The organism is Microbacterium sp. W4I4, assembly GCF_030816235.1.
GTDB lineage: Bacteria > Actinomycetota > Actinomycetes > Actinomycetales > Microbacteriaceae > Microbacterium.
The window spans coordinates 1,887,756-1,910,687 of the sequence record NZ_JAUSXT010000001.1; the positions used below are offsets into that span (position 1 = coordinate 1,887,756).

At 69.1% G+C, this 22,932-nt stretch carries 22 protein-coding genes; 8 read left to right on the forward strand and 14 right to left on the reverse strand.

What is annotated here, in order from left to right; all coding sequences use genetic code 11:
* Positions 1 to 3 precede the first annotated feature (3 nt).
* The 3 genes from QF046_RS08950 to QF046_RS08960 form a co-directional block, all read right to left on the reverse strand.
* Complete coding sequence (locus QF046_RS08950) at positions 4 to 921, reverse strand: ABC transporter permease (RefSeq protein WP_307368714.1); 918 nt, start codon at positions 919 to 921, stop codon at positions 4 to 6.
* Entirely contained in the window at positions 918 to 1,958 is a 1,041-nt protein-coding gene (locus tag QF046_RS08955) for an ABC transporter permease (protein WP_307368717.1), read from the reverse strand. The genes QF046_RS08950 and QF046_RS08955 overlap by 4 nt, the downstream gene beginning before the upstream one ends.
* 97 nt (positions 1,959 to 2,055) lie before the next feature.
* Positions 2,056 to 3,906, reverse strand: a complete 1,851-nt coding sequence (locus tag QF046_RS08960; protein ID WP_307368721.1) for an ABC transporter substrate-binding protein — start codon at positions 3,904 to 3,906, stop codon at positions 2,056 to 2,058.
* A 308-nt stretch (positions 3,907 to 4,214) separates the two neighbouring features.
* Between QF046_RS08960 and QF046_RS08965 the strand changes: the two genes are divergently transcribed.
* Entirely contained in the window at positions 4,215 to 5,327 is a 1,113-nt protein-coding gene (locus QF046_RS08965; RefSeq protein ID WP_307368725.1) for a C39 family peptidase, read from the forward strand.
* Positions 5,328 to 5,364: 37 nt separating this feature from the next.
* On the opposite strand, the gene QF046_RS08970 is transcribed toward QF046_RS08965, so the two are convergent.
* Positions 5,365 to 6,489 carry a M20/M25/M40 family metallo-hydrolase gene (locus QF046_RS08970; RefSeq protein WP_307368728.1) on the reverse strand — a complete coding sequence of 375 codons (1,125 nt, stop codon included), beginning with the start codon at positions 6,487 to 6,489 and terminating at the stop codon, positions 5,365 to 5,367.
* Positions 6,490 to 6,601: 112 nt separating this feature from the next.
* On the opposite strand from QF046_RS08970, the gene QF046_RS08975 reads away from it, so the two are divergent.
* From QF046_RS08975 to QF046_RS08995, 5 genes are read left to right on the forward strand one after another with little or no spacing between them, the layout of a single operon-like run.
* Positions 6,602 to 7,387, forward strand: coding sequence for a GNAT family N-acetyltransferase (locus tag QF046_RS08975; RefSeq protein ID WP_307368731.1), 786 nt, complete (start codon positions 6,602 to 6,604; stop codon positions 7,385 to 7,387).
* A complete protein-coding gene (locus QF046_RS08980) occupies positions 7,384 to 8,106 on the forward strand; it encodes a MurR/RpiR family transcriptional regulator (protein ID WP_307368734.1) in 723 nt (240 codons plus the stop codon). Before QF046_RS08975 ends, QF046_RS08980 begins: the two co-directional genes overlap by 4 nt.
* Positions 8,103 to 9,254, forward strand: a complete 1,152-nt coding sequence (menC, locus tag QF046_RS08985; protein ID WP_307368737.1) for an o-succinylbenzoate synthase — start codon at positions 8,103 to 8,105, stop codon at positions 9,252 to 9,254. Before QF046_RS08980 ends, menC begins: the two co-directional genes overlap by 4 nt.
* Positions 9,251 to 11,056, forward strand: coding sequence for a membrane dipeptidase (locus tag QF046_RS08990; RefSeq protein WP_307368739.1), 1,806 nt, complete (start codon positions 9,251 to 9,253; stop codon positions 11,054 to 11,056). Before menC ends, QF046_RS08990 begins: the two co-directional genes overlap by 4 nt.
* Positions 11,053 to 12,594 carry a serine hydrolase gene (locus tag QF046_RS08995; protein WP_307368741.1) on the forward strand — a complete coding sequence of 514 codons (1,542 nt, stop codon included), beginning with the start codon at positions 11,053 to 11,055 and terminating at the stop codon, positions 12,592 to 12,594. Before QF046_RS08990 ends, QF046_RS08995 begins: the two co-directional genes overlap by 4 nt.
* A gap of 14 nt (positions 12,595 to 12,608) precedes the next feature.
* On the opposite strand, the gene QF046_RS09000 is transcribed toward QF046_RS08995, so the two are convergent.
* The 9 genes from QF046_RS09000 to hpt all read right to left on the reverse strand — a co-directional run bounded on the left by QF046_RS09000 (position 12,609) and on the right by hpt (position 20,487).
* Positions 12,609 to 14,294, reverse strand: a complete 1,686-nt coding sequence (locus QF046_RS09000) for a PH domain-containing protein (protein WP_307368745.1) — start codon at positions 14,292 to 14,294, stop codon at positions 12,609 to 12,611.
* On the reverse strand, positions 14,291 to 14,863 hold the full coding sequence (locus QF046_RS09005) for a PH domain-containing protein (RefSeq protein WP_307372791.1): 573 nt from the start codon (positions 14,861 to 14,863) through the stop codon (positions 14,291 to 14,293). Before QF046_RS09005 ends, QF046_RS09000 begins: the two co-directional genes overlap by 4 nt.
* A gap of 136 nt (positions 14,864 to 14,999) precedes the next feature.
* On the reverse strand, positions 15,000 to 15,464 hold the full coding sequence (locus tag QF046_RS09010) for a DUF3180 domain-containing protein (RefSeq protein ID WP_307368749.1): 465 nt from the start codon (positions 15,462 to 15,464) through the stop codon (positions 15,000 to 15,002).
* Positions 15,461 to 16,015, reverse strand: a complete 555-nt coding sequence (gene folK / locus QF046_RS09015; protein ID WP_307368752.1) for a 2-amino-4-hydroxy-6-hydroxymethyldihydropteridine diphosphokinase — start codon at positions 16,013 to 16,015, stop codon at positions 15,461 to 15,463. Before folK ends, QF046_RS09010 begins: the two co-directional genes overlap by 4 nt.
* Complete coding sequence (gene folB, locus QF046_RS09020) at positions 16,012 to 16,383, reverse strand: dihydroneopterin aldolase (RefSeq protein ID WP_307368754.1); 372 nt, start codon at positions 16,381 to 16,383, stop codon at positions 16,012 to 16,014. The genes folK and folB overlap by 4 nt, the downstream gene beginning before the upstream one ends.
* Position 16,384: 1 nt before the next feature.
* Entirely contained in the window at positions 16,385 to 17,194 is an 810-nt protein-coding gene (gene folP, locus QF046_RS09025; protein ID WP_307368757.1) for a dihydropteroate synthase, read from the reverse strand.
* Positions 17,191 to 17,829 carry a GTP cyclohydrolase I gene (gene folE / locus QF046_RS09030; RefSeq protein WP_307368760.1) on the reverse strand — a complete coding sequence of 213 codons (639 nt, stop codon included), beginning with the start codon at positions 17,827 to 17,829 and terminating at the stop codon, positions 17,191 to 17,193. The genes folP and folE overlap by 4 nt, the downstream gene beginning before the upstream one ends.
* 1 nt (position 17,830) lies before the next feature.
* Entirely contained in the window at positions 17,831 to 19,831 is a 2,001-nt protein-coding gene (ftsH, locus tag QF046_RS09035) for an ATP-dependent zinc metalloprotease FtsH (RefSeq protein WP_307368763.1), read from the reverse strand.
* A gap of 104 nt (positions 19,832 to 19,935) precedes the next feature.
* The gene (gene hpt, locus QF046_RS09040) at positions 19,936 to 20,487 is read right to left on the reverse strand and encodes a hypoxanthine phosphoribosyltransferase (protein WP_307368766.1); all 552 of its coding nucleotides are present in this window, start codon (positions 20,485 to 20,487) and stop codon (positions 19,936 to 19,938) included.
* Positions 20,488 to 20,615: 128 nt separating this feature from the next.
* Between hpt and QF046_RS09045 the strand changes: the two genes are divergently transcribed.
* A complete protein-coding gene (locus QF046_RS09045; protein ID WP_307368770.1) occupies positions 20,616 to 21,230 on the forward strand; it encodes a DUF937 domain-containing protein in 615 nt (204 codons plus the stop codon).
* Positions 21,231 to 21,320: 90 nt separating this feature from the next.
* Here the strand turns inward: QF046_RS09045 and tilS are convergent, their stop codons facing one another.
* Positions 21,321 to 22,313: a tRNA lysidine(34) synthetase TilS gene (gene tilS / locus QF046_RS09050; protein WP_307368772.1), complete on the reverse strand. Its 993-nt coding sequence runs from the start codon at positions 22,311 to 22,313 to the stop codon at positions 21,321 to 21,323.
* A gap of 100 nt (positions 22,314 to 22,413) precedes the next feature.
* Between tilS and ppa the strand changes: the two genes are divergently transcribed.
* The gene (gene ppa, locus QF046_RS09055) at positions 22,414 to 22,905 is read left to right on the forward strand and encodes an inorganic diphosphatase (protein WP_307368776.1); all 492 of its coding nucleotides are present in this window, start codon (positions 22,414 to 22,416) and stop codon (positions 22,903 to 22,905) included.
* Positions 22,906 to 22,932 lie beyond the last annotated feature (27 nt).

Here is a 22,932-nt window from a genome sequence, read left to right on the forward strand (position 1 = left end):
CGCTCAGCGCCTCCGCAGGGTCGGGTTGATGATGTTCTCCACCGCGCGCCCCACGAGCGTGAAGGCGAGAACCACCAGCACGATCGCGATGCCGGGCACGAGCACGTACCACCAGTAGCCGCTGGTGGCCGCGGAGACATCCATCGAGTTCTTCAGCACCGCGCCCCACGACTGCAGCGTGGTGTCACCTAGTCCGAGGAAAGACAGAGTCGACTCGGCGATGATCGCGGACCCGACCGTGAGCGTCGTGTTGGCGAGCACCAGGGGCAGCACGCCGGGCAGAAGGTGCTTGACGATGATGTGCCAATGGCCGGCCCCCAGGACCCTGGATCGCTCGATGTAGTCGCGCGACTCCACGGACAGGGTCTGCGCCCGCACGACACGGGCTGTTCCCGCCCATGACGTCAGGCCGATCGCGATCACGATCGTCCACACGCCGCGCTGCAGCACCGAGGAGAGCACGATGGCGAGGATCAGCGAGGGCAGCACGAGGAAGAAGTCGATGATGCGCATCAGCACGCCGCCCGCCCAGCCGGTGAAGTGGCCTGCGGCGATCCCGACGATCGTGCCGATGATCATCGACACGGCGGTCGCGGCGAATCCGACGACCAGCGACACCTGCGTGCCCCAGAGCATCCGGACCCAGATCTCACGGCCCTGATGGTCGGTGCCGAGCGGATGCTCCCACGACGGCGGCGCGAATCGCGGTGAATCGAGCAGCTTGGTGACGTCGAGCATCGATGCGGGCGCGATCACCGGCGCGAGGATCGCCAAGACGATCACGACCGCGAGGAAGACGAGCCCGACCATGCCCGCGCGGCTGTGGGAGAACTCACGGCAGAAGTCGCCGGCGGCCTTGCGGCGGCGAGCCCACGCCATGCCGCGCGGGGAGCGGGCGGTGATGTCGGTGCGGATGCTCATGCGCGCCTCACTCTCGGGTCGAGCCAGCGATAGATGAAGTCGGCGAACAGGTTCATCACGATGATGATCGCCGAGAAGACCACGAACGTTCCCTGCAGGAGAGGGAGATCGGGCCCTTGGATCGCCTCGAAGGTGAGCTTGCCGAGACCGGGCCAGGAGAACACGGTCTCCACAGTGACGGCTCCCGCGATGAGTCCTCCGATGTGCATGAAGACGAGCGTCACAGCCGGCAGCAGGGCGTTCGGCACGGCGTGGCGGGTGCGGACCAGGTCGTCGCGCAGCCCCTTGGCCCGAGCCGTGGTCAGATAGTCGGCACTCATCTCCTCCATCACCGATGCGCGCATCACCATGACGTACTGCGCATAGACGACGGCCACCATCGTGGCCACGGGGAGAACCATGTGAGAGATCACGTCGAACACCTGGCCGATGGCATCCGCAGGTGGGCTCGATGAGACCATCCCTCCGGTCGGGAACCAGTGCAGCGTCCCGCCGAAGACCATCAGCAGGATGAGCCCGAGCCAGAACGTGGGCACCGACCACAGCACGAGCGAGGTGCCGGAGGTGATCTTGTCGAAGGTCGAGCCGTGCTTCCAGCCGGCCTTCTGGCCGAGCCACAGTCCCAGCGAGATGGCGAGGACCGCGGCGGTGCCGGTGAGCAGGATGGTGTTCCAGAAGTACTGTCCGATGAGGGATGCCACGGACTCGTGGTACACGTAGCTCTCACCGAAGTTCAGCGTGAAGACGTTCCCGATGTAGTCGGTGAACTGCTGCAGGAGCGGACGATCGAGACCGAGCTGCTTGCGAAGCTGCTCCATCTGCTCCGGCGACATCGGCCTGTCGCGGGCCATCGCCTTGACCGGGTCGCCCGGAAGGATCTTGAACGCGAAGAATCCCAGGATGATGACCATCACCAGGCTGATCAGTGCGCCGCCGATCTTGGTGAGGGCGTACTTCAGCGCGGGCGTGCCGCGCGGGGCGGAATCACCCTGCTCTTCGAGGATGACGGCCTCGGTGGCCGGCACTGTATCGGACACGTCGGTCTCCTGTCCTGCCGCTTGACGCGGATGATCGTGACGTTCGGATGAAGCGCGCCGTGGCGCCCCCGGAGGGTACGCCACGGCGCGCTTCGTCTCACTCGATGTCGGCGCTGCGACGACGTCGGACCATCAGCAGGATCACGGCACCGATGACGAGGACTCCGACGACACCACCGGTCACCAGCAGGCCGACGTTCGGGCCTCCCTTGGCCGTCTCGGCGTCACCGACGGCGTGCACGGTCAGGTAGCCCCAGTAGCCGGACTGGTTGGCGATGATGCCACCCTTCTTCGGCATCAGGGAGAAGTCCGTGAATCGGTCGGAGCGGTAGGCCTCCAGGCTGTTGGCGTACCAGGTCGCGACCTGAGCGGTGGCCTCGTAGTTCATCTCGAGCATCTCCTGCACGAGCGCCTTGCGCTTTTCGGGGTCGAGCTCGGTGTGCTGCTCGTCGTACAGCTTGTCGAACTCCGGGTCGCACCAGCCGTCCTGCGAGGTGCCGCCCGATCCGTCGGTGCCGGTCGGGAGGTTCGCGCAGGTGTTGATTCCGAGCTGGAAGTCGGGGTCAGCGCCCATGCTCCACCCGCTGAAGTACATGTCGTAGTTGCCCGCGGAGGTCTCGGCACTGATCGTGTCGACGTCGGTGGACTCGATGTCGACCTGGATGCCGATCTCCTTCATCCACGGCACGAAGTACTCAGCCTCGGACTGCTCGGTGATGCTCGACGAGTCCACGAACAGTCGGAGCTTCAGCGGCTGACCGTCCTTGACGCGAATGCCGTCCGCTCCGACCGCCCAGCCCGCTTCATCGAGCTTCTTCTTCGCCGCATCCGGGTCGTACTTCATGATGACCGGGCTGTCAGCGGGCAGCGTCCAGTTCGGGTACGAGGCGGGGACGAAGCTCGTCGCCAGTACGCCGTAGCCGCCCAGAACCTTGTCCAGCAGCGTCTCGATGTCGGTGCCGAGGCGAATCGCCTGCCGCACGGCTACATCCTGGAGTGCCGGGTTGCCGTTGCCGTACGCCTCACCGGTGCGCGTCTTCCACCCGGAGTTCAGACCGATCGACGAATAGCGGCGACCCTGACCCGAGTGCACCGTGATGCCGTCGACGTTCTTCAGCGCTTCGTACTGCGTAGCCGTGAGACCGGTGACCATGTCGACGTCGCCGGAGCGCAGCGCCTGCACCTGCGCGTCCGAGTTGGTGTAGTAGATGTACTGGATCTTGTCGATCTTGGGGGCGCCGCGCCAGAAGTCCGGGTTGGCCTTGAGCGTGATGAACTGGTTCGCCTTGTAGCTCTCCAGCAGGAACGGGCCGGAGCCGACGACGTCCTTGTCGTTCGGGTACTCGGCAGGGTTGTCGATCTTCTCCCACACGTGCTTGGGCACGACGGGGATCTCGACTCCGGGGTTGGGTGCCTGCGGAGCGGTCATGGTGAGCACGACGGTCTTCTCATCCGGCGTGTCGATCGAGTCGAGGTTCGCCAGCAGGTTGCCGTTGGCGACGCCGAGCGCGGGGTCGCTCATCATCGTCTCGTACGTGTACTTGACGTCTTCCGAGGTGATCGGCTCGCCGTCCGACCACTTCAGGCCGTCCTGCAGGGTGAATGTCCAGACCTTGCCACCCTCTGAAGTCTCCCAGCTGTCGGCGAGGCCCTTCGTGGGCGAGCCGTCCTCCTGCGCGAACTGCACGAGGAACTCGTACGTGTAGCGCAGGGTGTTCGTGGGCAGGAGGTAGATCGAGGTGAACGGGTTGAACGAGTCGACGAAGCCCGAGGTCGCGATCCGCAGCGTCTTGCTGTCGGCATCGGAGGTGGGTGGTGCGGTTGATTCCGCGGCGCGGATGCCGGAGGGCGCGCTCGCGCTCGCCATGGTGGCCGGCGTGGCCATCAAGGCGGTCGCTGCCGCCACGCACAGCACGCGCATCAGATGTTTGCGGTGTCGAGTTCGCATGAGAGTCCTTCCATCGCTGCCGGAGTCCGCAGTCGGCCCCGAGGGTTGGAGCAATAGAACCGCACATCACACGATGCGGTCAACACATTCGTACCAAATGATTGTTAACGCTGTGTTGCAGCCGACGGGTCTGCGGGGGCCTCGCAGCGCGAGGGAACCCTCGCCTCGACGGCACAGCAGGGCTTGCTTAGCGCGAAATGATCAGGAATGCGGGCTTCACTTCGGCGCGTCGCCCGAATGCCGCCTCCGCACCCGGCCCTTGACGCGACAGGGACAGATGGCGGAGGATCCGTTACGGATCATCCCCCATGGACGGAGCACCCCCGATGCCGACCTCACCCGCCCCGACGGTGCCCACGTGGCGCACACTGCTGATGCGCGCGGACACCCGCGTCGGCTGGGAGGGGCCCCGATGGACTTCCGACATCCTGGAACCGGGGTTCGCCGCCGACCGCGCCATCGCATCATGGAATCTGGATGCCGGGACGACCGCACAGGTCGACATCCGCTCGCGCCGCCCCGACGGCGCTTGGCATCCGTGGCAGTCGCTCGCGACCTGGGGCGAGCCGGGTGCCCGAACCAGCCCCGCTCGCTCCGCGGCGAAGCCGGGCGAACAGGGCATCCCCGTGGTCGACACCGACGTGCTGACAGCTCCCGCCGGTGCCGAGTTCGACGCCGTGCAGCTGCGCATCACGCTCGGGGAGGGACAGGACGCGGACGGCGACCGGTCCGCAGGACCACTGCACCTGGCGACGGTGAACGTCACTGCGTCGGCCGACCCGGCACCACTCGCAGACACCGATGCGATCGGCGGGATCCTCGGCGCGGCAGCCTCGGTGCGCCCGCTGTCGCAGCGGGCGTACCCCGCACGAGACGATCTGGGCGGTGGCCCCGTCTGGTGCTCACCGACCTCTTTGACCATGGTCGCCCTGGCCTGGGGCACCGAGATCCCGACCGCTGCACCCGAGGAGATCCCCGAGGGCGCCGATCCGCACGTGCCGTGGGTCGCCCGCTCCGTATACGACATCGCCTACGAAGGCACGGGCAACTGGTCGTTCAACGCCGCTCTCGCGGGTTCCCTGGGCCTGGAGGCGTTCGTGACCCGACTGCCGGGGCTGCGCGCCGCGCGGACGTTGACGGATGCCGGCGTCCCGATCGTCGCCTCGATCCGCTTCGGCAAGGGAGAACTGTCCGGCGCGGACTACGGCGCACCGACCGGGCATCTGGTCGTCATCCGCGGGTTCACCGCCGACGGCGACGTCCTGGTCGCGGACCCGGCGAACCCCGGCGGCGCGGCCGGCCTGCGCACCTACCCGCGCGCGGCCTTCGACACGGCGTGGTCGTACAGCCGTCGGACCGTCTACGTCGTCACGCCGCGCGGACACGAGCTTCCGGCGGTCGTGGGCGATGCTGCGTGGTGATCGGATCGTCATCGCGGTGCCCGCGGCCGTACCTCGACTAGACCGGCATGTCGGCGAGAAGCGCGGTCAGCAGGTCGATGCGCTCCATGAGCGACGCCATCGACGCGTGCTCTGTGGCCGCATGAGCCCCACCGCCGCGCGGCCCGAATCCGTCGACGGTGGGGATGCCGAGACTGCCGAGCAGGTTCGTGTCTCCTGCCCCGCTGGCGGGACGCGCGTCGATCTGCTGGTCGATCCGGTCGCCGACGACGCTCACCCGTTCGCGCAGCCGCTCGTCCGCGGCCGAGGGGCTCCATGCCGGGCGGTGGCTGAGCACGCGCAGGTCGACGACCGCGCCCTCGCGCACGGGACGGAGCTCGCGCAGTGCGGCGAGGACGCGGTGCTCCGAATCGGCATCCACGAATCGCAATCCGATCTCTGCCGAGGCATCTGCCGGGATGACGTTCGCGCGCCCTCCCCCGGTGATCGTGCCGACGTTGCACAGAACCTCGACCGCGAGGGCAGGATCCGTCACGATACCCCGCACCGCGATCAACTGGTCGACGAGTTCATCGATCGCCGAGACTCCCGAATCCGGATCGAGCGCCGCGTGCGCCGCGCGGCCCCGCACGGTCAGCAGCACGCGCGTGCTGCCACGGCGGCCCACCTTCAGCGCGCCGTCCGGATGCGGGGACTCGAACCCGATCGCGCCCCTCACGCCCATGGCGCACGAGCGCAGCAGCTGCTGGGAATGCGGCGAGCCCACCTCCTCATCGCAGACGATCACGGCGCGAACGGCGCGATGCGAACGTCCGCGCAGACGCTCGATCGCGGCGATCATCACGATCAGTCCGCTCTTCATGTCGTAGACGCCCGGGCCCCGCACCGTGTCACCGTCCACGAGCCAGGGCACCTCGCCGTCGAGCGTTCCCCGTGGCCACACGGTGTCGGAGTGACCGACGAGCAGCAGGGGATCGCCGACGCCCGCCACCTCGGCGACCAGGTCGGTGCCGGCAGCGCTCTCGATCAGACGCACCTCCGCGCCGGCGGATGTCCACCACTCGGCGAGCAGCCCGACGACCGCGCCGCTGGCAGGACGGTCGAAAGAGGGCGACTCGATCGCGACGAGACGTTCGAGTCGGGTCAGGACGCGCTCGCGTTCCCCGATGTCGTCACGCCGCATGCCACTCCCCGTCCTACCCTTTTACGAAACGTATCCGAGAGTCGGTGCACGCGTCAATGCTTGACAATTCAGTACTATCGCGACGCGCAAGGACGAATATAGGATGCGTATCATGCAGGACGCCTCGACGGGACCCTATCGAAGCTCGACGTTGCGCACGCACGCGGAGTTCCATGCCGCCGCCGAGCTCTACGCCTGCGTATTCGGTTATGACAGTCCTGATCTGCAGCTGAACACGAATCTTCTGAGCGCACTCGTGCGCAACGGCGGGTCGGTCGTCGGGGTGCATACGCGCACCGGGGCGCTGGCCGGTTTCGCCTACGGCTTCTCGGGGCGCGACGCCTCGGGTCGCGAGTTCCACTACTCGCAGGCCGCCGTCGTCCACGCCGAGCATCAGGGAGCGGGCGTCGGTCGCCTCCTCAAGCGCGCCCAGCGCGATGTCGCCCTCGGGTGGGGCCATCGACGCATGCGGTGGACCTTCGACCCGCTGCTCACCCGCAACGCGCACTTCAACTTCAGCTCATTGCGCGCTGAGGGGATCGACTGCATCGACGACTACTACGACCGCCCGGGAACCGATCGTGTCGTCGTGGACTGGGTGCTGGATCGGCGCACCGATCCGTATGACGCGGCGCGGAGCATACGCCCGCCGGCATTCGGCTCATCCGACTGGGGGCGCCCCACGCGCCACGAGGATACGGATGCAGACGCGGTCTGGCTGCCGGTGCCGGCGCAGACCTCGGGATCCGCATCATCCGGCGCCGAGATCATGGAGCTGGTCCGCGACGGAGTGCGGTCTCTTCTTGCCGAGGACCGGACCCTCGTCGCATGCAGGAGAGTCGATGCCACCACGGCCGCATACCTTGCGGTTCGCCGTCTGGATGAGGAGAACGCATGATGTCCGAGCGACAAGAGCCGACGCAACCCGACGACTTCGATGACAGCCTGCACGACCGATCGCTGGTCTCCCCCGGCGAGCGGTACGGAGAGCGCATCCGCACCAACATCTCGGCCGAGGCGCTGCAGGCCCGCGTGATCGAGACGGAAACGCGTTCACTCCAGCGGACGTTCGACGAGCTCACCCGCAGCGGCGACGTGCCCCGCGCCGCGACGCTCATCCTTGGCGCCCGCCGGCGCTACATCGGTGGGCTGGGCAAGGCGGCGGCATACGCGGAGCTCCTCGGCGCCGATCTGTCGGCGACGCTGTCGAATGTGTTCCTCGTGGACGGTCGCGCGCTCTCGCCGCTCACCGTCCTCACGGACGTGCGTGCGAGCGACGTGCTGATCGTCTTCTCGATGAGGCGGTACCGCGCGGAGACGGTGCGATTCGGCGAGTTGTTCCGGGAGGCCGGCGGCCAGCTCGTCGTCATCACCGACAGCGACGACGCCCCCCTGGCCGCAAGCGCGTCCTCACTCATCCGTGTTCACACGGGATCCGCCTCGTACGCCGATTCGCCCACCTCTGTGGCCGCGGTCTGCCATCTGCTCTCCACGCTCACCACCGCGAGCGCCAAGGGTGCGCGCCGGCGGCTCGCGACCAGGGACCGGTTCGCGACCGACCTCGGACTGCACCACCCCGGTCCCCATACCGACGCAGACAAGGAGCAAAGGAAATGAGGATCGATCGACTCCGGTTGTTCGACGTCTCGCTGCCGCTGGTGCACGGGTTCGAGACGAGCTCGCACCGCAAGACCGGCATCAACCATCTGCTGATCGAAGCGACCGACCGCGAAGGACGCGTCGGGTGGGGCGAGATCGCCTCCCCCGCCGATCCGTACTACGGAGCGGAGACGACCGAGACGGCATGGTCGATCGCGCTGCGCTACCTCGTACCTGCTTCCCTCAGCGCGGAGTGGGACGAGCCGGAGGAACTGGAGTCGGCATGGTCACGGATCCGCGGCCACGAGTTCGCGAAGGCGGGCTTCTCCATCGCCGCCTGGGATCTGCACGCGCGCGCCGCGGGCCTCTCGCTCGCATCAGCACTGGGCGGCACCCGCATCGACGTCGCGGCGGGCGTGTCGCTGGGCATCGAGCCGAGCATCGATGACCTTCTCGTCCAGGTGGAGCGGCAGCTCGCGGCGGGTTACGGCAGGATCAAGCTCAAGATCGCCCCTGGGTGGGACGTCGACCCGGTGCGTGCGGTGCGCCGGGCGCATCCGGATCTCGACCTGCACGTCGACGCGAACGGCGCATACCCCGACAGCCCCGAGACCACGGCGATCTTCCGCGAACTCGATGCGATGCGGCTCACGATGATCGAGCAGCCGTTCGCCCCGCGCGACTTCGTCAGCCACTCCGCGCTGCAGCGATCGCTCGACACCCCGGTGTGCCTCGACGAGTCCATCGTCGACCTGGGCGATCTGCGCACCATGCTCGCCCTCGATGCCGGACGAGTGCTCAACATCAAGGTGTCCCGCATGGGGGGCCTGTCGGTGGCGCGCCGTGCACATGCGCTCGCGGCGGAGGCGGGTGTTCCTGTGTGGTGCGGCGGCATGCACGAGTTCGGCATCGGGAGAGCGGCGAACGTCGCGATCTCGTCCTTGCCCAACTTCACTCTTCCCTCCGACGTGTCCGGTTCCGACAAGTACTACGCGCGTGACATCGTCACGCCGCCGATCGTGGCGGAGGCGGGACGGGTGCGGGTTCCCACGGCGCCCGGCCTCGGGTACGAGGTGAACGCCGACTGGCTGCGGGAGCACTCGTCGCGCGTGTTCGACAGCGCGGCCGGGAACACCGGATCCACCATCGAAAGGCTGACTGCATGATCCCCGTCATCGACGGACACAACGACCTCGCCTGGGCACGTCGCGAACGTCACGGCTACGCGACGACGGGTCTCGACGGTCACGTGCCGGAACTGCACACCGACCTGCCCCGTCTGGTCGCCGGCGGAGTGGCAGGGCAGTTCTGGTCGGTGTGGGTCGACCCCGCCCTCGACGGCGCCGAACAGGTCACCGCGACCCTCGAGCAGATCGATTTCGTGCAGCGGCTCGTGCAATCGCATCCCGATCGGCTGGCGTGCGCGCGCACCGCGGGTGAAGTGCGCGCCGCCATGGCTGCGGGCAGGATCGCCTCGCTGATCGGCGTGGAGGGCGGCGCGCAGATCGACGGCTCCCTGGCAGTGCTGCGACAGTACGCACGTCTCGGCGCGCGTTACATGACGCTGACATGGTCGCGCACGATCGACTGGGCCGACTCCGCGACCGACGACGCCCGCCACGGTGGGCTCACCGAGTTCGGGCGCGAGGTCGTGCGCGAGATGAATCGCATCGGGATGCTGGTGGATCTCGCCCATGTCGCCCCGACGACGATGCGGGATGCACTGGGCGCGAGCACGCGCCCAGTCATGGTCAGCCATTCCGGGGCGCTCGCCCTGTGCGATCACCCGCGCAACGTCCCCGACGACGTGCTCGCGACGATCGGCGAGCGAGGCGGCATCGTGATGGTCGCGTTCGTGCCCTCGTTCCTCTCGCAGGCGCGAAGGGACTGGGTGCTGTCCGGTGAGGTCGGCCCGATGCCGCTCGTCGGCATCGCCGATGCCGCTGACCACATCGAGCACATCCGCGAGGTCGCCGGCGTCCACGCCGTCGGCATCGGCGCCGATTACGACGGCACGGACGCCATGCCGTCCGGTCTCGACGATGTCTCCCGGTATCAGGACCTTCTCGAGGAGCTGCGTCGGCGCGGATGGACGCAGAACGAACTCGAGGCGATCGCTCACGGCAATGCGCTGCGCGTGCTGGAGGCGTCCGATGGCGATTATGCGGCGTTCCTCGCCGGCACTGCCCCCGCCCCTTCCTGGGTCGCGCCCTCCGTCGACGTCGCTCGGCGCACCGCCGCGGAGCATCCGCGCGTGCTCGTGGTCGTCAACGCCGAGTCCTCGGGCCCTCGCCGTCTCGGCGACTGGCTCCGGGAGGACGGCATCCGTGTCGAGGCCGTCCTGGGGGCCGACGGACTGCCCGCCGATCTCAACGGCTACGACGGGCTCGTGATGCTCGGCGGCGGGCTCATGCCCGACGACGACGACCGCGCACCCTGGCTGGCACAGGAGCGTGAACTGGCACGTCAGGCCATCGCCGCCGACCTGCCCACACTCGGCATCTGCCTCGGCGGTCAGCTGCTCGCCCATGTCGCCGGTGGCGAGGTCAGGGCGTCGTTCGGGCCGAAGGAGCGCGGCGCGACCGTGATCACGCCGTCCCCCGAGGGCAGCCGGGACGCTCTCCTCGGTGCGCTCGGGGACGCAGCGCCGATGATCGAGAACCACCAGGACATGATCACGCGGCTGCCTCCCGGCGCCGTGCTGCTGGCCTCGAGTGACGCCGTGGAGAACCAGGCGTTCCGGCTGGGTTCTCACGTGCGGGGGCTGCAGTTCCACCCCGAGGTCGGTGCCGAGGATCTCACCAGGTGGAAGGAGCCGACCAGCCCGGCGCCGACGGATCGCCCCGTGGCCGAGCTGCTCGCCGAGGCACGACGCGGCGATGAGAGCAACACGCGGGCGAGTCACGCGATGGTGACGGCCTTCGCCGTCGCGGTGCGCGCCGCCGCGGCGGGGAGGGCATCCCGGTGACTGTCGCGGTCGACGAGCTCACGGCGCACGCGCGTGAGGCGCTGGCAGCGCAGCTCGACGACCAGACGCTGCGCCGGGCCCCGGCATGCATCGCCGCGGTCACCTATCGCGGGCGAACGATCGCCGTGTCGGCTCACGGAGAGCCGCGCGGCGACGGCGCGATGACGATACCCGGCACGGTGTTCAGGATCGCCTCGATGTCGAAGAGCTTCCTCGCCGCAGCCGTGCTCGCGCTGCGCGATGAGGGCCGGCTCGACCTGCAGGCGCCCGTGTCGCGGTACGTCCCCGAGCTCGCCACGGCGCGCTTCGGCGATGACGTCGACGGAGACGCGCTGACGCTCGACGCCGCGCTGCGCAACGCCGGGGGTCTCGGGGAGGACAACGCGTGGGGCGATGAGCACCTCGGAGAATCACGCGAGTTCATGTCCGCCGTCGTCGGTGGCGGGCTGACCCTCGCGACGAGGCCGGGAACGGTGTACAACTACTCCAACCTCGGGATCTCCTTCGCGGGCCGTGCGATCGAGGCCGTCACGGGCCGGAGCGTCGAAGACGTCGTGCGCGACAAGATCCTCGCACCGCTGGGCCTCGTGGACACACGGGCCTCGGCCGAGCTCTATCCGACCGGAACGGATCTCGCGCTCGGGTATCGGACCTTCGACGACGGGACGACGTTCACCCCTGAGCCGTACGTCGGCACTGGAGCGCTCGGCTGCATCGGCAGCCTGTTCAGCACCGTCTCCGACATCGCCGCATGGATGCACTTCCTGGGTTCGGCGTTCGACGGCGCGGATGCCGAGCGCGACGCCGTGCTCCGAGCGGAGTCGCGTCGTCAGATGCAGAGCGTTCAGACACTGATCGCCCCGACGTCGGGTCAGTTCGGCGACCGCGTGCTCGATGGCGCGGGGTACGGGTACGGGCTGGTCGTCGAGCACGACCGCCGGTTCGGGCGCGTCGTGCAGCATGCCGGTGGCCTTCCGGGGTTCTCGTCGCACATGCGCTGGCACCCGACGACCGGGATCGGCGTCGTCGTCTTCGGGAACTCCGACGCCTTCAGCGCCGGACGGGTCGCCGGTCACCTCCTCAGTGACGTGCTGCGCCGCATCGACGCCCCGGCCGCGATCGTGCGGCCGTGGTCCGAGACCCTCGAAGCGGCTGAGCGGCTCGACGCGATGATCCGCTCAGGTGCTCCGCTGCACGATCCGACGGCGTGGGAGCTCGGGGGTCTGTTCGCACGCAATGTACTGCGCGACGTGCCCGCGGCGGTGCGCACACGGCGTCTGCGCGAGGCTGTGGCCGAGACCGGATCGCCCCTGCCGTCAGCGGCGGCACTCTCAGTGCGAGTGCTGTCGGCCCCGGATGCGGCCACCCTGCGCTGGACCGTGCCCTGCGTCGACGGTGCGCTGGTGTGCGACGTGCGTCTGATGGGGCTGCACGCTCCCGTCGTGCAGTCCCTCGACGTGCGCGTGGCCGAGGAGACCGGCAAGCCGCGCGACGAGGCCGCGCAGGTCATCGATCATCACCGCGCCGACCTGACCTGATCCCGCGCGTCAGATCATGCGTCCGACCATTCGCCCCAGCGGTGCGAGTGGTCGCGGGACGCGGCCAGCGCGGCCGCGCGGCTGGCGTTCTCAAGCAGGGCGATCGCGTCGTCGCGCTCCAGGCCGGACAGCGTGCCGGAGATGGGTCCGGTGACCGAATGCACCTGCGCGCCGGACACCCGCTGCCACCGACCGACCGGGCTCTGGCTGGCCGACACGCCTTGCAGGCGTGCCAGTGGGAAGATCGCGAGCTTGCGCCATACCAGGCCGCGGCGCAGCAGCACGCCGAACTCGGTGATCGCGTATCCGTGGCGCTTCCACGACAATGGGCGACGCCACCAGGCGCGCGCGGGGATCGTCCGGTAGGGGTCGTCGGCGATCGGTCCGAGGATGCCGTGCTCCCACACCAGCGGCAGGTCGCTCTGCGGAGCATCGGGGAGGATCAGCGACAGCACGCGTTCGACGTCTTCGCGCTTGCCGACCGGCAGCACCACGTTGAACTGCTGCGCGCTGCCGGACTGCTGCTGGCTGGCGCTCTTGCCGCTCATGCGGTTGATCTTGATCGTCCACCATCCGAACGGGCGCCACAGCAGCGACTGCGTCACCTCGACCGCGAAGATCCGGCCGGGCGGAAGCGTCTCGGTGACCGTGGTCAGCAGCCCGTAGGTAATGCGCACACCGTCGGGGGTGGGCGCGATGGAGTAGCGCAGCGATTTCGAGATCTGCGCCCAGGTGATTCCGACCACCGCGATCACGAGCGGCACGCCCATGCCGAGGGCGATGCCGACCATGGCGATGACGATCTCACCGCCGCTGTCGCCGTCCGAGGTCATGCCGTAGTAGGCGGCCGAGAGCGCGACGGCGAAGATCGCGCCGAAGAACAGCACCCACAGCACAGCCGAGATCAGCTGCGAGGCGACCAGGCGTCCGGTCGGGATCTTGACGACGCTCTCGGGCCCGACATCGGCCAGATCGACGCCCGCGATCAGGTCGGTCACACCCGCGTTCACGGATCCGACGAGTTGCGATGTCCTGCCGGCCGACGCGGGAGCACCGGTGCGCTCCTGTGCGCGTGCGGCCCGGGCGCCAGATGCCAGACGCAGGATGTCGGCGCGCACCGACTCCGCCCGCGAGGTGGCCAGGTACTCCAGGGGGACGTTCGCGTCGGTGCCGGCGCCGACGACCTCGAGCTTCGCGAGCCCGATGATGCGCGCCGGGAACGGGCGGGTCAGATTGACGCCCTGCACGCGGTCCAGCGGTGCACGCCGGTGCGAGCGGAAGACGATCCCCTTGCGCACCTCGACGTGATCGCCCGTGATGCGGAACTGCTGGAAGCGCCAGACGAACCAGAAGATCGCGACCAGCACGATCACGAGGGCGAGCAGGCCGAGCAGCGCCACGAGCAGGAAGTTGTTCGCCAGCACCCAGTCGACCGGGTCACCGCCGTACTCCAGGTAGCGCGACTCATCGGGGGCGAACACGCTCACGACCCACCCGATCACACGATCGCGCATGTTCGAGATGACGATGCCGGCGACGACGATCAGCGCCAGGCCGCCCTTGAACAGCGGGGTGAGCGGATGCATCCGGTGCCACTCGCCGTCGGCGAGCGAGGATGAACCGCCCTCGGGCAGCACGGCGGCCGGCTGCGCGGCGGGGGCTTCCGGCGGGAGCCCGTTCAGCGGATCGGGCGTGCTCACAGGCCGGTCCGGCGGGTCTCGGCGACCTCGATCAGAGTGTCGCGCAGCGCCTCGGCGGCCTCCTGGCCGAGCCCGGGGATCTGCACTCCGGTGGTCGCGGCGGCCGTGACCATCTTCAGCTGCGAGACTCCGAAGGCCCGATCCAGCGGCCCCTGCGTGATGTCCACGAGCTGCATCCGCCCGTACGGCACCGCCACTATGCGCTGCCAGAGGATGCCGCGGCGGAACACCACGTCATCCTCGCGCAGCATGTAGCCGAGCGCCTTCGCCTGCCGCGGCAGGATGATCAGCGTGATCAGGGTGATGGCGATGACGACGCCGATCGGGATCCACACCCAGGTCTGCTCGAGAGCGATGCCGACGATCAGGGCCACGACGACGAGGAAGGCGATGAAGATCCCGTTCTGCACGAACTGCGACGCGACGTAGCGCGGCGAGATCTGATGCCACGAGCCGTCGAGCGCCAGGGCGCCGGAGCCGCGCGGGGTGCGCAGAGCCGTGTAGGTGCCCGCGTCCAGGACGGGCGCCGCGGTACCGGATGCCGGCGGCACGGGCGGGGCCGGTGTCACAGGCGGGGCCGGTGCCACAGGCGGGGCCGGTGTCACAGGCGGTGCCGGCGGTGCCGGTGCCTCAGGCTCGGGCGCCGCGGGCGTTGCGGTACCGGATGCCGGCGGCGGTGTCACCGGCATCTCGAAACCCTCGGAGTCACGGGGCGGGGTCGTCGGGCTCTCGGTCATCGGAATCCTTCGGCAGAGTGCAGAACTGTTCGGCGACCAGCGCCGCGCTGATCAGCACCAGTGCGCCGACGATCAGGGCGGCCATCGCCACAGTCGACCCTACCTGCGCGGGCACCGGTCGCGTCGCGAGGAACACGAGCAGTCCGGCACCGAATCCGGCGAGGATCGCCCCGAGCAGGCTCGACGCCCGTGCGAGCGTGGCCGCGCGCAGCGCTCGGAAGGGGTCGATCCGCGTTCCGCCGCGCAGGCTGCGCCGCACCGGCCAGGCCAGGCCCAGCACGACGACTGCGAGCAGCACGAGCAGGATCGGCAGGAACACCGAGGGCACGAACGTGGCGCGACCGGTGGCCGTCAGCAGGTGGTCGAAGCCGAAGCCCGCCCCCGCCGACAGCAGCGCCAGCACCGCGAGGACGCCGATCGATGTGCGCTTCACTGCTCCGTCCCTGAGTCCGATGATGTGTCCTTCAGCCGGCGGATCAGTTCGTCCACCCGGCCGGCACCTGGCAGCACGGCTTCCGGATCGACACTCAGCCACGGCTCCAGCACGAACAGCCGCTCAGCGGCCCGCGGATGCGGAACCATCAAGTGCTCCTCATCGCTGCGGAAGTCGCCGTAGGCGATCAGGTCGAGGTCCAGCGTGCGGTCGCCCCAGCGCTCGAGGCGCACCCGTCCCTGCTCCTCCTCGACTGCATGCAGCATCACGAGCAGCACCTGCGGTGCGAGCCGTGTGGTCATCAGCGCGACCGCATTCAGATACGGAGGTGCGTCGGGGTCGGGACCGTCGAGCTTCACCGCGACCGATTCGATCGGTTCCGACATGACGAAATCGTCGACCAGCGGCAGCCGGCTCAGCCGCTCCGCAGCGGCGCGCAGCATGTCTCCGCGGTCGCCCTCGTTCGAGCCGAGGGCGATGACCGCGACCTGCGGCTCTCGGCCGGGACGCGGGTCGGGCGGCGGGGTCAGGTGCGTGAGGCGGCGGTTCATAGGATCCGTCCCCGGTGCACGGTCACCGCGACGTCCGAGAAGGTCTGCGCGATCGGGGCGTGCGGTTTGTGGACGGTGACGGTGACCAGTTGCACGCGCTGATCCTCGAGCACGGCATCCGCGATGCGCTCCGCGAGCGTCTCGATGAGATTCACCGGTTCGCCGGCGACGATCGCCGCGACCCGGTCGGCGAGCTCGCCGTAGTGCACGGTGTCGACGACATCGTCGGATGCCGCGGCCGGCCGCAGCGGCAGCCGCAGCAGCAGGTCGATCGAGAACTCCTGCCCGTCGCGGCGCTCGAAGTCGAACACGCCGTGGTGACCGAAGACCGTCAGACCGGTCAGTGCGATCTCATCGAACGGTTCCATGTCATGCTCCATCCCATGCGCCGACGATCGCCAGCGCATCCCGTGTCGCCGCGACGTCGTGCACGCGCACGGCCCAGGCGCCCGCCCGTGCGGCCAGCGCGCTGGTCACCGCGGTCGCGAGGTCGCGCCGCCGCTGGCTGAGCGGGTCCGGCCCCGACACCTGGTGCAGGGCATCCGCGAGCAGCCGCTTGCGCGAGGTGCCGATGAGCACCCGGTGGCCGAGGGCCGCGATCTCGTCGAGGCCGCGCAGCACCTCCCAGTTCTGCTCGCCGGTCTTGGCGAAGCCGATGCCCGGGTCGACGATGATCCGCGAAGGGGCGATGCCGACGGATGCCGCCGCCTGCACCCGCTCGCGCAACTCGGCGCCGACCTCGCGGGCCGCGCGGGTGTACTGCGCGTGGGCGTACATGTCGTCCGACGGTCCGCGCCAGTGCCCGATCGCGATGTCCGCGCCGAGATCGGCGACAGCCGACAGCATCCGCTCGTCCGCCAGCCCCCCGGACACGTCGTTGACGATCCGCGCTCCGGCGCGCACGGCCGCGACGGCCGTGTCGGCGTTGAGCGTGTCGACCGAGACCGGGATGCCGGCATCCGCGAGCGCCTCGATGATCGGCAGCACGCGCGCCTGCTCGACGGACGACTCCACCCGGACGGCGCCCGGGCGGGTCGACTCTCCGCCGACGTCGATGACGGCGGCGCCCTGCGCGCGCATCAGGTGCGCCTGCGCCAGGGCCCTGTCGGGTTCGGTATAGCGTCCGCCGTCGCTGAACGAGTCGGGGGTGACGTTGAGGATGCCCCAGATGACGGTCATTCGGGGTTTCCTGACGTGGTCTTCGAGCTGGCCGCATGGGTCCCTGAGCTCGTCGAAGGGCCGATCAGGGCGATGAGCTCGGTCCTCGCCACCGGGTCGGTGTACACGCCTCGCGCGGCGATGGTGAGGGTGGATGCCACGGGCTGACGCCCGCCGCGCATCGTCACGCAGCCATGCGAGGCGTCGAGCACCACGAGCACGCCGCGGGTGTCCAGGCCCTCGGCGATGGCATCCGCGATCTGCTCCCCCAGCCGCTCCTGCACCTGCGGGCGGGCCGCGAGCGTCTCGACGACCTTGACCAGCGCGCCGAGCCCGACGACCTGCTCACCGGGAAGGTAGGCGAGGTGTGCGACGCCGGCGAAGGGCAGCAGATGATGTTCGCAGACGGAGCGGAAGCGGATGTCGCGCAGCAGCACCGCGCCCGAGGGGAGCGTGTCGGGTGCGGGGCCGCGGGAGACGCTGATGGTGCGCTCGAGGTGCACCGCAGGGTCCTCGCCGATCCCGGCGAAGAACTCCGCGTACAGCTCGGCCATCCTGGCCGGCGTCTGCTTCAGGCCTGGCCGGTCCGGGTCCTCGCCGATCGCGGCGAGCAGTTCACGGGTGAGCTGCTCGACGCGCCCCCTGTCGACGGCCACGTCAGGCCGTCGCCGGTCGGGCCTGTCCCCCGGCGGCCTTCGGACCCGCGCTGCGTGCGGTCCCGCCCTGCGCGGGAGTCTGCGCGGCGATCGCCTCAGGACGGACCGGCACATCGATGGGAGGCTGGGTCGAGACCGGGCGCTCATTGCTGGACAACCACTGCGGACGCTCAGGGAGCTTGCGCACCTCGGTGAAGATCTCGGCGATCCGGTTGTGGTCGAGAGTCTCCTCCTCGAGCAGCGCGAGGGCGAGGCGGTCGAGGATGTCGCGGTTGTCGCTGATCACCTGGTAGGCCTCGTTGTGCGCCTGCTCGATCAGGGCGCGCACCTCGGTGTCGACCCGCTCGGCGATGGTCTCGGAGTACTCGCGGCCGCGGCCCATGTCGCGGCCGGCGAAGGGCTCGCCGCCCTCGGTGCCGAGCTTGACCGGTCCGAGCTCGGTGGTCATGCCGTACTCGATGACCATCTTGCGGGCGATGCCGGTGGCCTTCTCGATGTCGTTCGACGCACCGGTGGTGGGATCGTGGAAGACGATCTCCTCGGCGACGCGCCCGCCCATGGCGTAAGTGAGCTGGTCCTGCAGCTCGTTGCGCGTGACCGAGTACTTGTCCTCCAGCGGCAGCACCATCGTGTAGCCGAGTGCCCTGCCGCGCGGCAGGATGGTGATCTTCGTGACCGGGTCGGTGTGGTTCATGGCCGCCGCGGCGAGGGCATGACCGCCCTCGTGGTAGGCGGTGATGAGCTTCTCGCGGTCCTTCATCACGCGAGTGCGGCGCTGCGGGCCGGCGATCACGCGGTCGATGGCCTCGTCGAGGGCGCGGTTGTCGATCAGCTGCGCGTTCGAGCGAGCGGTCAGCAGTGCGGCCTCGTTGAGCACGTTGGCGAGGTCCGCACCGGTGAAGCCCGGGGTCTTTCGCGCGACGATCTCGAGCTCGACCGACTTCGCGAGCGGCTTGCCCTTGGCGTGCACCTCGAGGATGCGCTGGCGGCCCTTCAGGTCCGGGGCGTCCACGCCGATCTGGCGGTCGAAGCGCCCGGGGCGCAGCAGCGCGGGGTCGAGGATGTCGGGACGGTTGGTCGCCGCGATGACGATGACGTTGGCGTTCGGGTCGAAGCCGTCCATCTCGACGAGCATCTGGTTCAGCGTCTGCTCGCGCTCATCGTTGCCGCCGCCCATGCCGGCACCGCGGTGACGGCCGACGGCGTCGATCTCATCGATGAAGATGATGGCCGGAGCGTTCTCCTTGGCCTGGTTGAACAGGTCGCGCACGCGCGAGGCGCCGACGCCGACGAACATCTCGACGAAGTCCGAACCCGAGATCGAGTAGAAGGGCGCGCCGGCCTCGCCGGCGACGGCGCGGGCGAGCAGGGTCTTACCGGTTCCCGGAGGGCCATAAAGCAGCACGCCCTTCGGGATGCGGGCACCGATCGCCTGGAACTTGCCGGGATCCTGCAGGAACTCCTTGATCTCGTGGAGCTCCTCGATGGCCTCGTCCGCGCCGGCGACGTCGTCGAAGGTGACCGTCGGGGTCTCCTTGTTGACGAGCTTGGCCTTGGACTTGCCGAACTGCATGACCTTGCTGCCGCCGCCCTGCATCGAAGAGAGCAGCCACCAGAAGAGCAGGCCGAGGAGCACGAGCGGCAGAAGAAGGGAGATGAAGCCGTCGAACCAGGTGGCGCGCGGGACGACGTCGTTGAAGCCGTCCTTGGGCTTGGCGTCGTCGATCGCCGTCACGACCTGGTCAGCACGGGCCTCGACATAGTAGAACTGCACGTTCTTGGAGCCCTCGAACTCCTTCGAGAGCGTGAGGTCGACGCGCTGGTCTCCGTCGGTGTTGATCGCCTTGGTGACCGTGCTGCCGTCGAGCAGCTCGAGTCCCTGCTGCACGGTGACCTGTTTGGGCGCCGCCAGGTTCGAGATCAGCAGGAAGCCGGCGAAGAGCAGCACGCCGATCAAAGCCACGTAGATCAGCGGATTCCGGGAGACCTTCTTCACATCCATGATGCGTTCAGCGTACCGTTCGGCTGCTAGCGGCCTGCTGTGCGTTCACCGACGGCGTACCCTTCGCCCGCTCAGGGCCCTTCGACAGGCTCAGGGACCCAGTCTCAGGAGTACACGTGCGGGGCGAGCACGGCGACATCGCGCAGGTTGCGGTACCGCTCTGCATAGTCCAGGCCGTATCCGACCACGAATTCGACCGGGATGTCGAAGCCCACGTACTTGCAGTCGATCTCGACCTTGGCCGCTTCCGGCTTGCGCAGCAGGGCGAGCACCTCGATCGACTCGGCACCGCGGGACTGGAAGTTCTCCAGCAGCCAGCTCAGCGTCAGCCCGGAGTCGATGATGTCCTCGACGATGAGCACGTGCTTGCCGTGCAGGTCGGTGTCGAGGTCCTTGCGGATCTGCACCACACCACTGGACTTGGTGCTCGCTCCGTAGCTGGAGACCGCCATCCAGTCCATCGGCGCGTGCATCGGCAGGGCGCGGGCGAAGTCCGCCATCACCATCACTGCACCCTTGAGCACGCCCACCAGCAGCAGATCCTTGCCCTCGTAGTCCGCGGCGACGCGCACGGCGAGTTCATCGAGCTTGGCGATGATCTCCTCCTCTGTGACGAGGATCTGGGCGAGGTCTGCTGAGATGTCCGCTGCGCGCATGCCTCGATTTTAGACGGTGCCACCTGGGCATCCGCACGCCCGCCCACCGGCCGCGCGCACTTCTGCGCGCTCCGCATCCTCACTACTGTGAGCGAAGGAGCGGGCAGGCGCCCGCGGGGAAGGAAGACATGGACCTCGACGACATCCTCAAGCAGGTGCCGATCGGCGACATCGCCGAGAAGTTCGGCGTGAGCCCGGACGTGGCGCGCCAGGCGGTGCAGGAGGGCGGTGCAGCGCTGCTGGGCGGCCTCGCCAAGAACGCCGAGACCCCGGAGGGCTCGTCCGCCATCGAGGAGGCGCTGAACCGCCACGGTGGTTTCTCGGGCGCCTCGAAGGTCGACGACGTCGACCAGGCCGATGGCGACAAGATCGTCAAGCACGTGTTCGGCGACAAGAAGGGCGAGGTCGTCGAAAGCCTCACCAAGAGCGAGAAGACCGCCGGCGGCATCGACTTCGGCAAGCTCCTGCCGATCCTCGCTCCGATCATCATGGGCGTGATCGCCAACGCGAAGGGCTCCTCCGGCTCCGGCGGCGGCCTCGGCGGCATCCTCGGCGGACTTCTCGGCGGAGGACAGCAGGGTCAGGCGTCCGGCGGCCAGGCCGGTCAGGCGTCCGGCGGCGGGCTCGGCGACATCCTCGGCGGGCTCGGCGGCCTGCTCGGCGGAGGCTCGACCTCGGGCGCGCAGGGCGGCGGCAACGTGATCGGCGACATCCTGGGCGGGCTCTTCGGCGGCAAGAAGTAGTTCGCAGCCCTTTCGCGGGGCTCAGCTGGCCGCCTCATCCACTCGGATGCGACCAGATGGGCCCCGCGAATCGGCATCCGGGCGCGAGGCTCAGCCGCGCGCGGTGAACACGATCCGGCCGCCTGCGCGTCGCGCGGTGCAGCCGGGGAGATCGATGGGGCCCTGGCCCGACCAGTCGGTCACCAGGCGCGCGACCTCGACGGTCTGCACGCGGGTGAGGCCGACGCCGAATTCGCTGTCCACGACGAGTCGGATGATGCGATTGCGCAGCGCCGCCGGATTCGCGGCGAGCGCGGCGACGCTGACGGAGATGCCGGCCTCGGCATGCTCGACGATGTCCTCGATGGTCTCGTGGATCATCTCGTCGAACGCCTCGGCATCCTCGCGCAGCTGCTCGGCGGTGCGGGCGAGGGCCTCGGCGATGCCGGGCCCGAGCTCGTCCTCGAAAATCGGCAGCACTCGCTCGCGGGCGCGCACACGGGCGAAGCGCGGGTCGAGGTTGTGGGGGTCATCCCAGAATTCGAGAGCGGATGCCGCGCAGCACGCCCGCGTGGTGGCGCGCTTCACGCCGAGCAGGGGACGCAGCCACAGCATCCCGTCCTCGTCCTCGCGCACCGGCGCCATGCCCTGCAGGCTCGCCGCCCCCGAGCCTCGGGCGAGGCCCAGCAGCACGGTCTCGGCCTGATCGTCGAGGGTGTGCCCGAGCAGCACGGCCCCGGCGCGCACCTCGACGGCGCAGCGTCGCAGCGCGTCGTAGCGGGCGGCGCGGGCCGCCGCTTCGAGACCGTCCGGATGCCGCAGGTCGACATCGACGGTCAGCACGCGGGCATCCGCGCCGACCGCCCGCGCCTGCGCTGCGGCGCGCTCGGCGACGGCATCCGATCCGGCCTGCAGACCGTGATCGACGATCGCGGCCGTCACAGACGCCCCGATCTTCGCCGCCTCGAAGACGGCGGCCGCGGTCAGTGCAAGCGAGTCGGCGCCCCCCGACAACGCGACCACGACACGTCCGCCGGCGTGCGGGGCGAGAGCCGCGCGCACGGCGCGACGGACTTCAGCGATGGCGGGATCCAGGGATGGCACTCCTCCACGGTACGGGCATGTCCGCGTCGACACGACGCTCACCGCGCGCGAGTAGGCTTGTTCCGGCATCCCAACCCGATATCTCCCGAGGAGCACACGCATGGGCGCACACGACGCCGTCATCGAGATCCCGCGCGGCAGCCGCGTGAAGTACGAGGTCGACCACGAGACCGGTCGCGTCCACCTGGACCGCGTGCTGTACACGACCTTCGGCTACCCGGCGGACTACGGCTACTTCGACAACACGCTCGGCGAGGACGGCGACCCGCTGGACGTGCTCGTGCTGCTCGACCACGCCATCTACCCCGGCGTCGTGGTGAGCGTGCGCCCCGTGGCCGTGCTCAAGATGAGCGACGAGGCCGGCGGCGACGACAAGCTCGTGGCCGTGCTGTCGAAGGACCCGCGCTGGGAGCACATCCAGGACATCGACGACCTGGCCGAGTACACCAAGAAGGAGATCGCGCACTTCTTCGAGCACTACAAGGACCTCGAGCCCAACAAGTGGGTCAAGGTCGACGAGTGGGGCAATGCGGCTGAGGCTCAGCGCATCCTCGACGAGGCGATCGCGCGCTTCGGCACCGAGGGGCACTGACCTTCACGGACTGAATGACGAAACCCC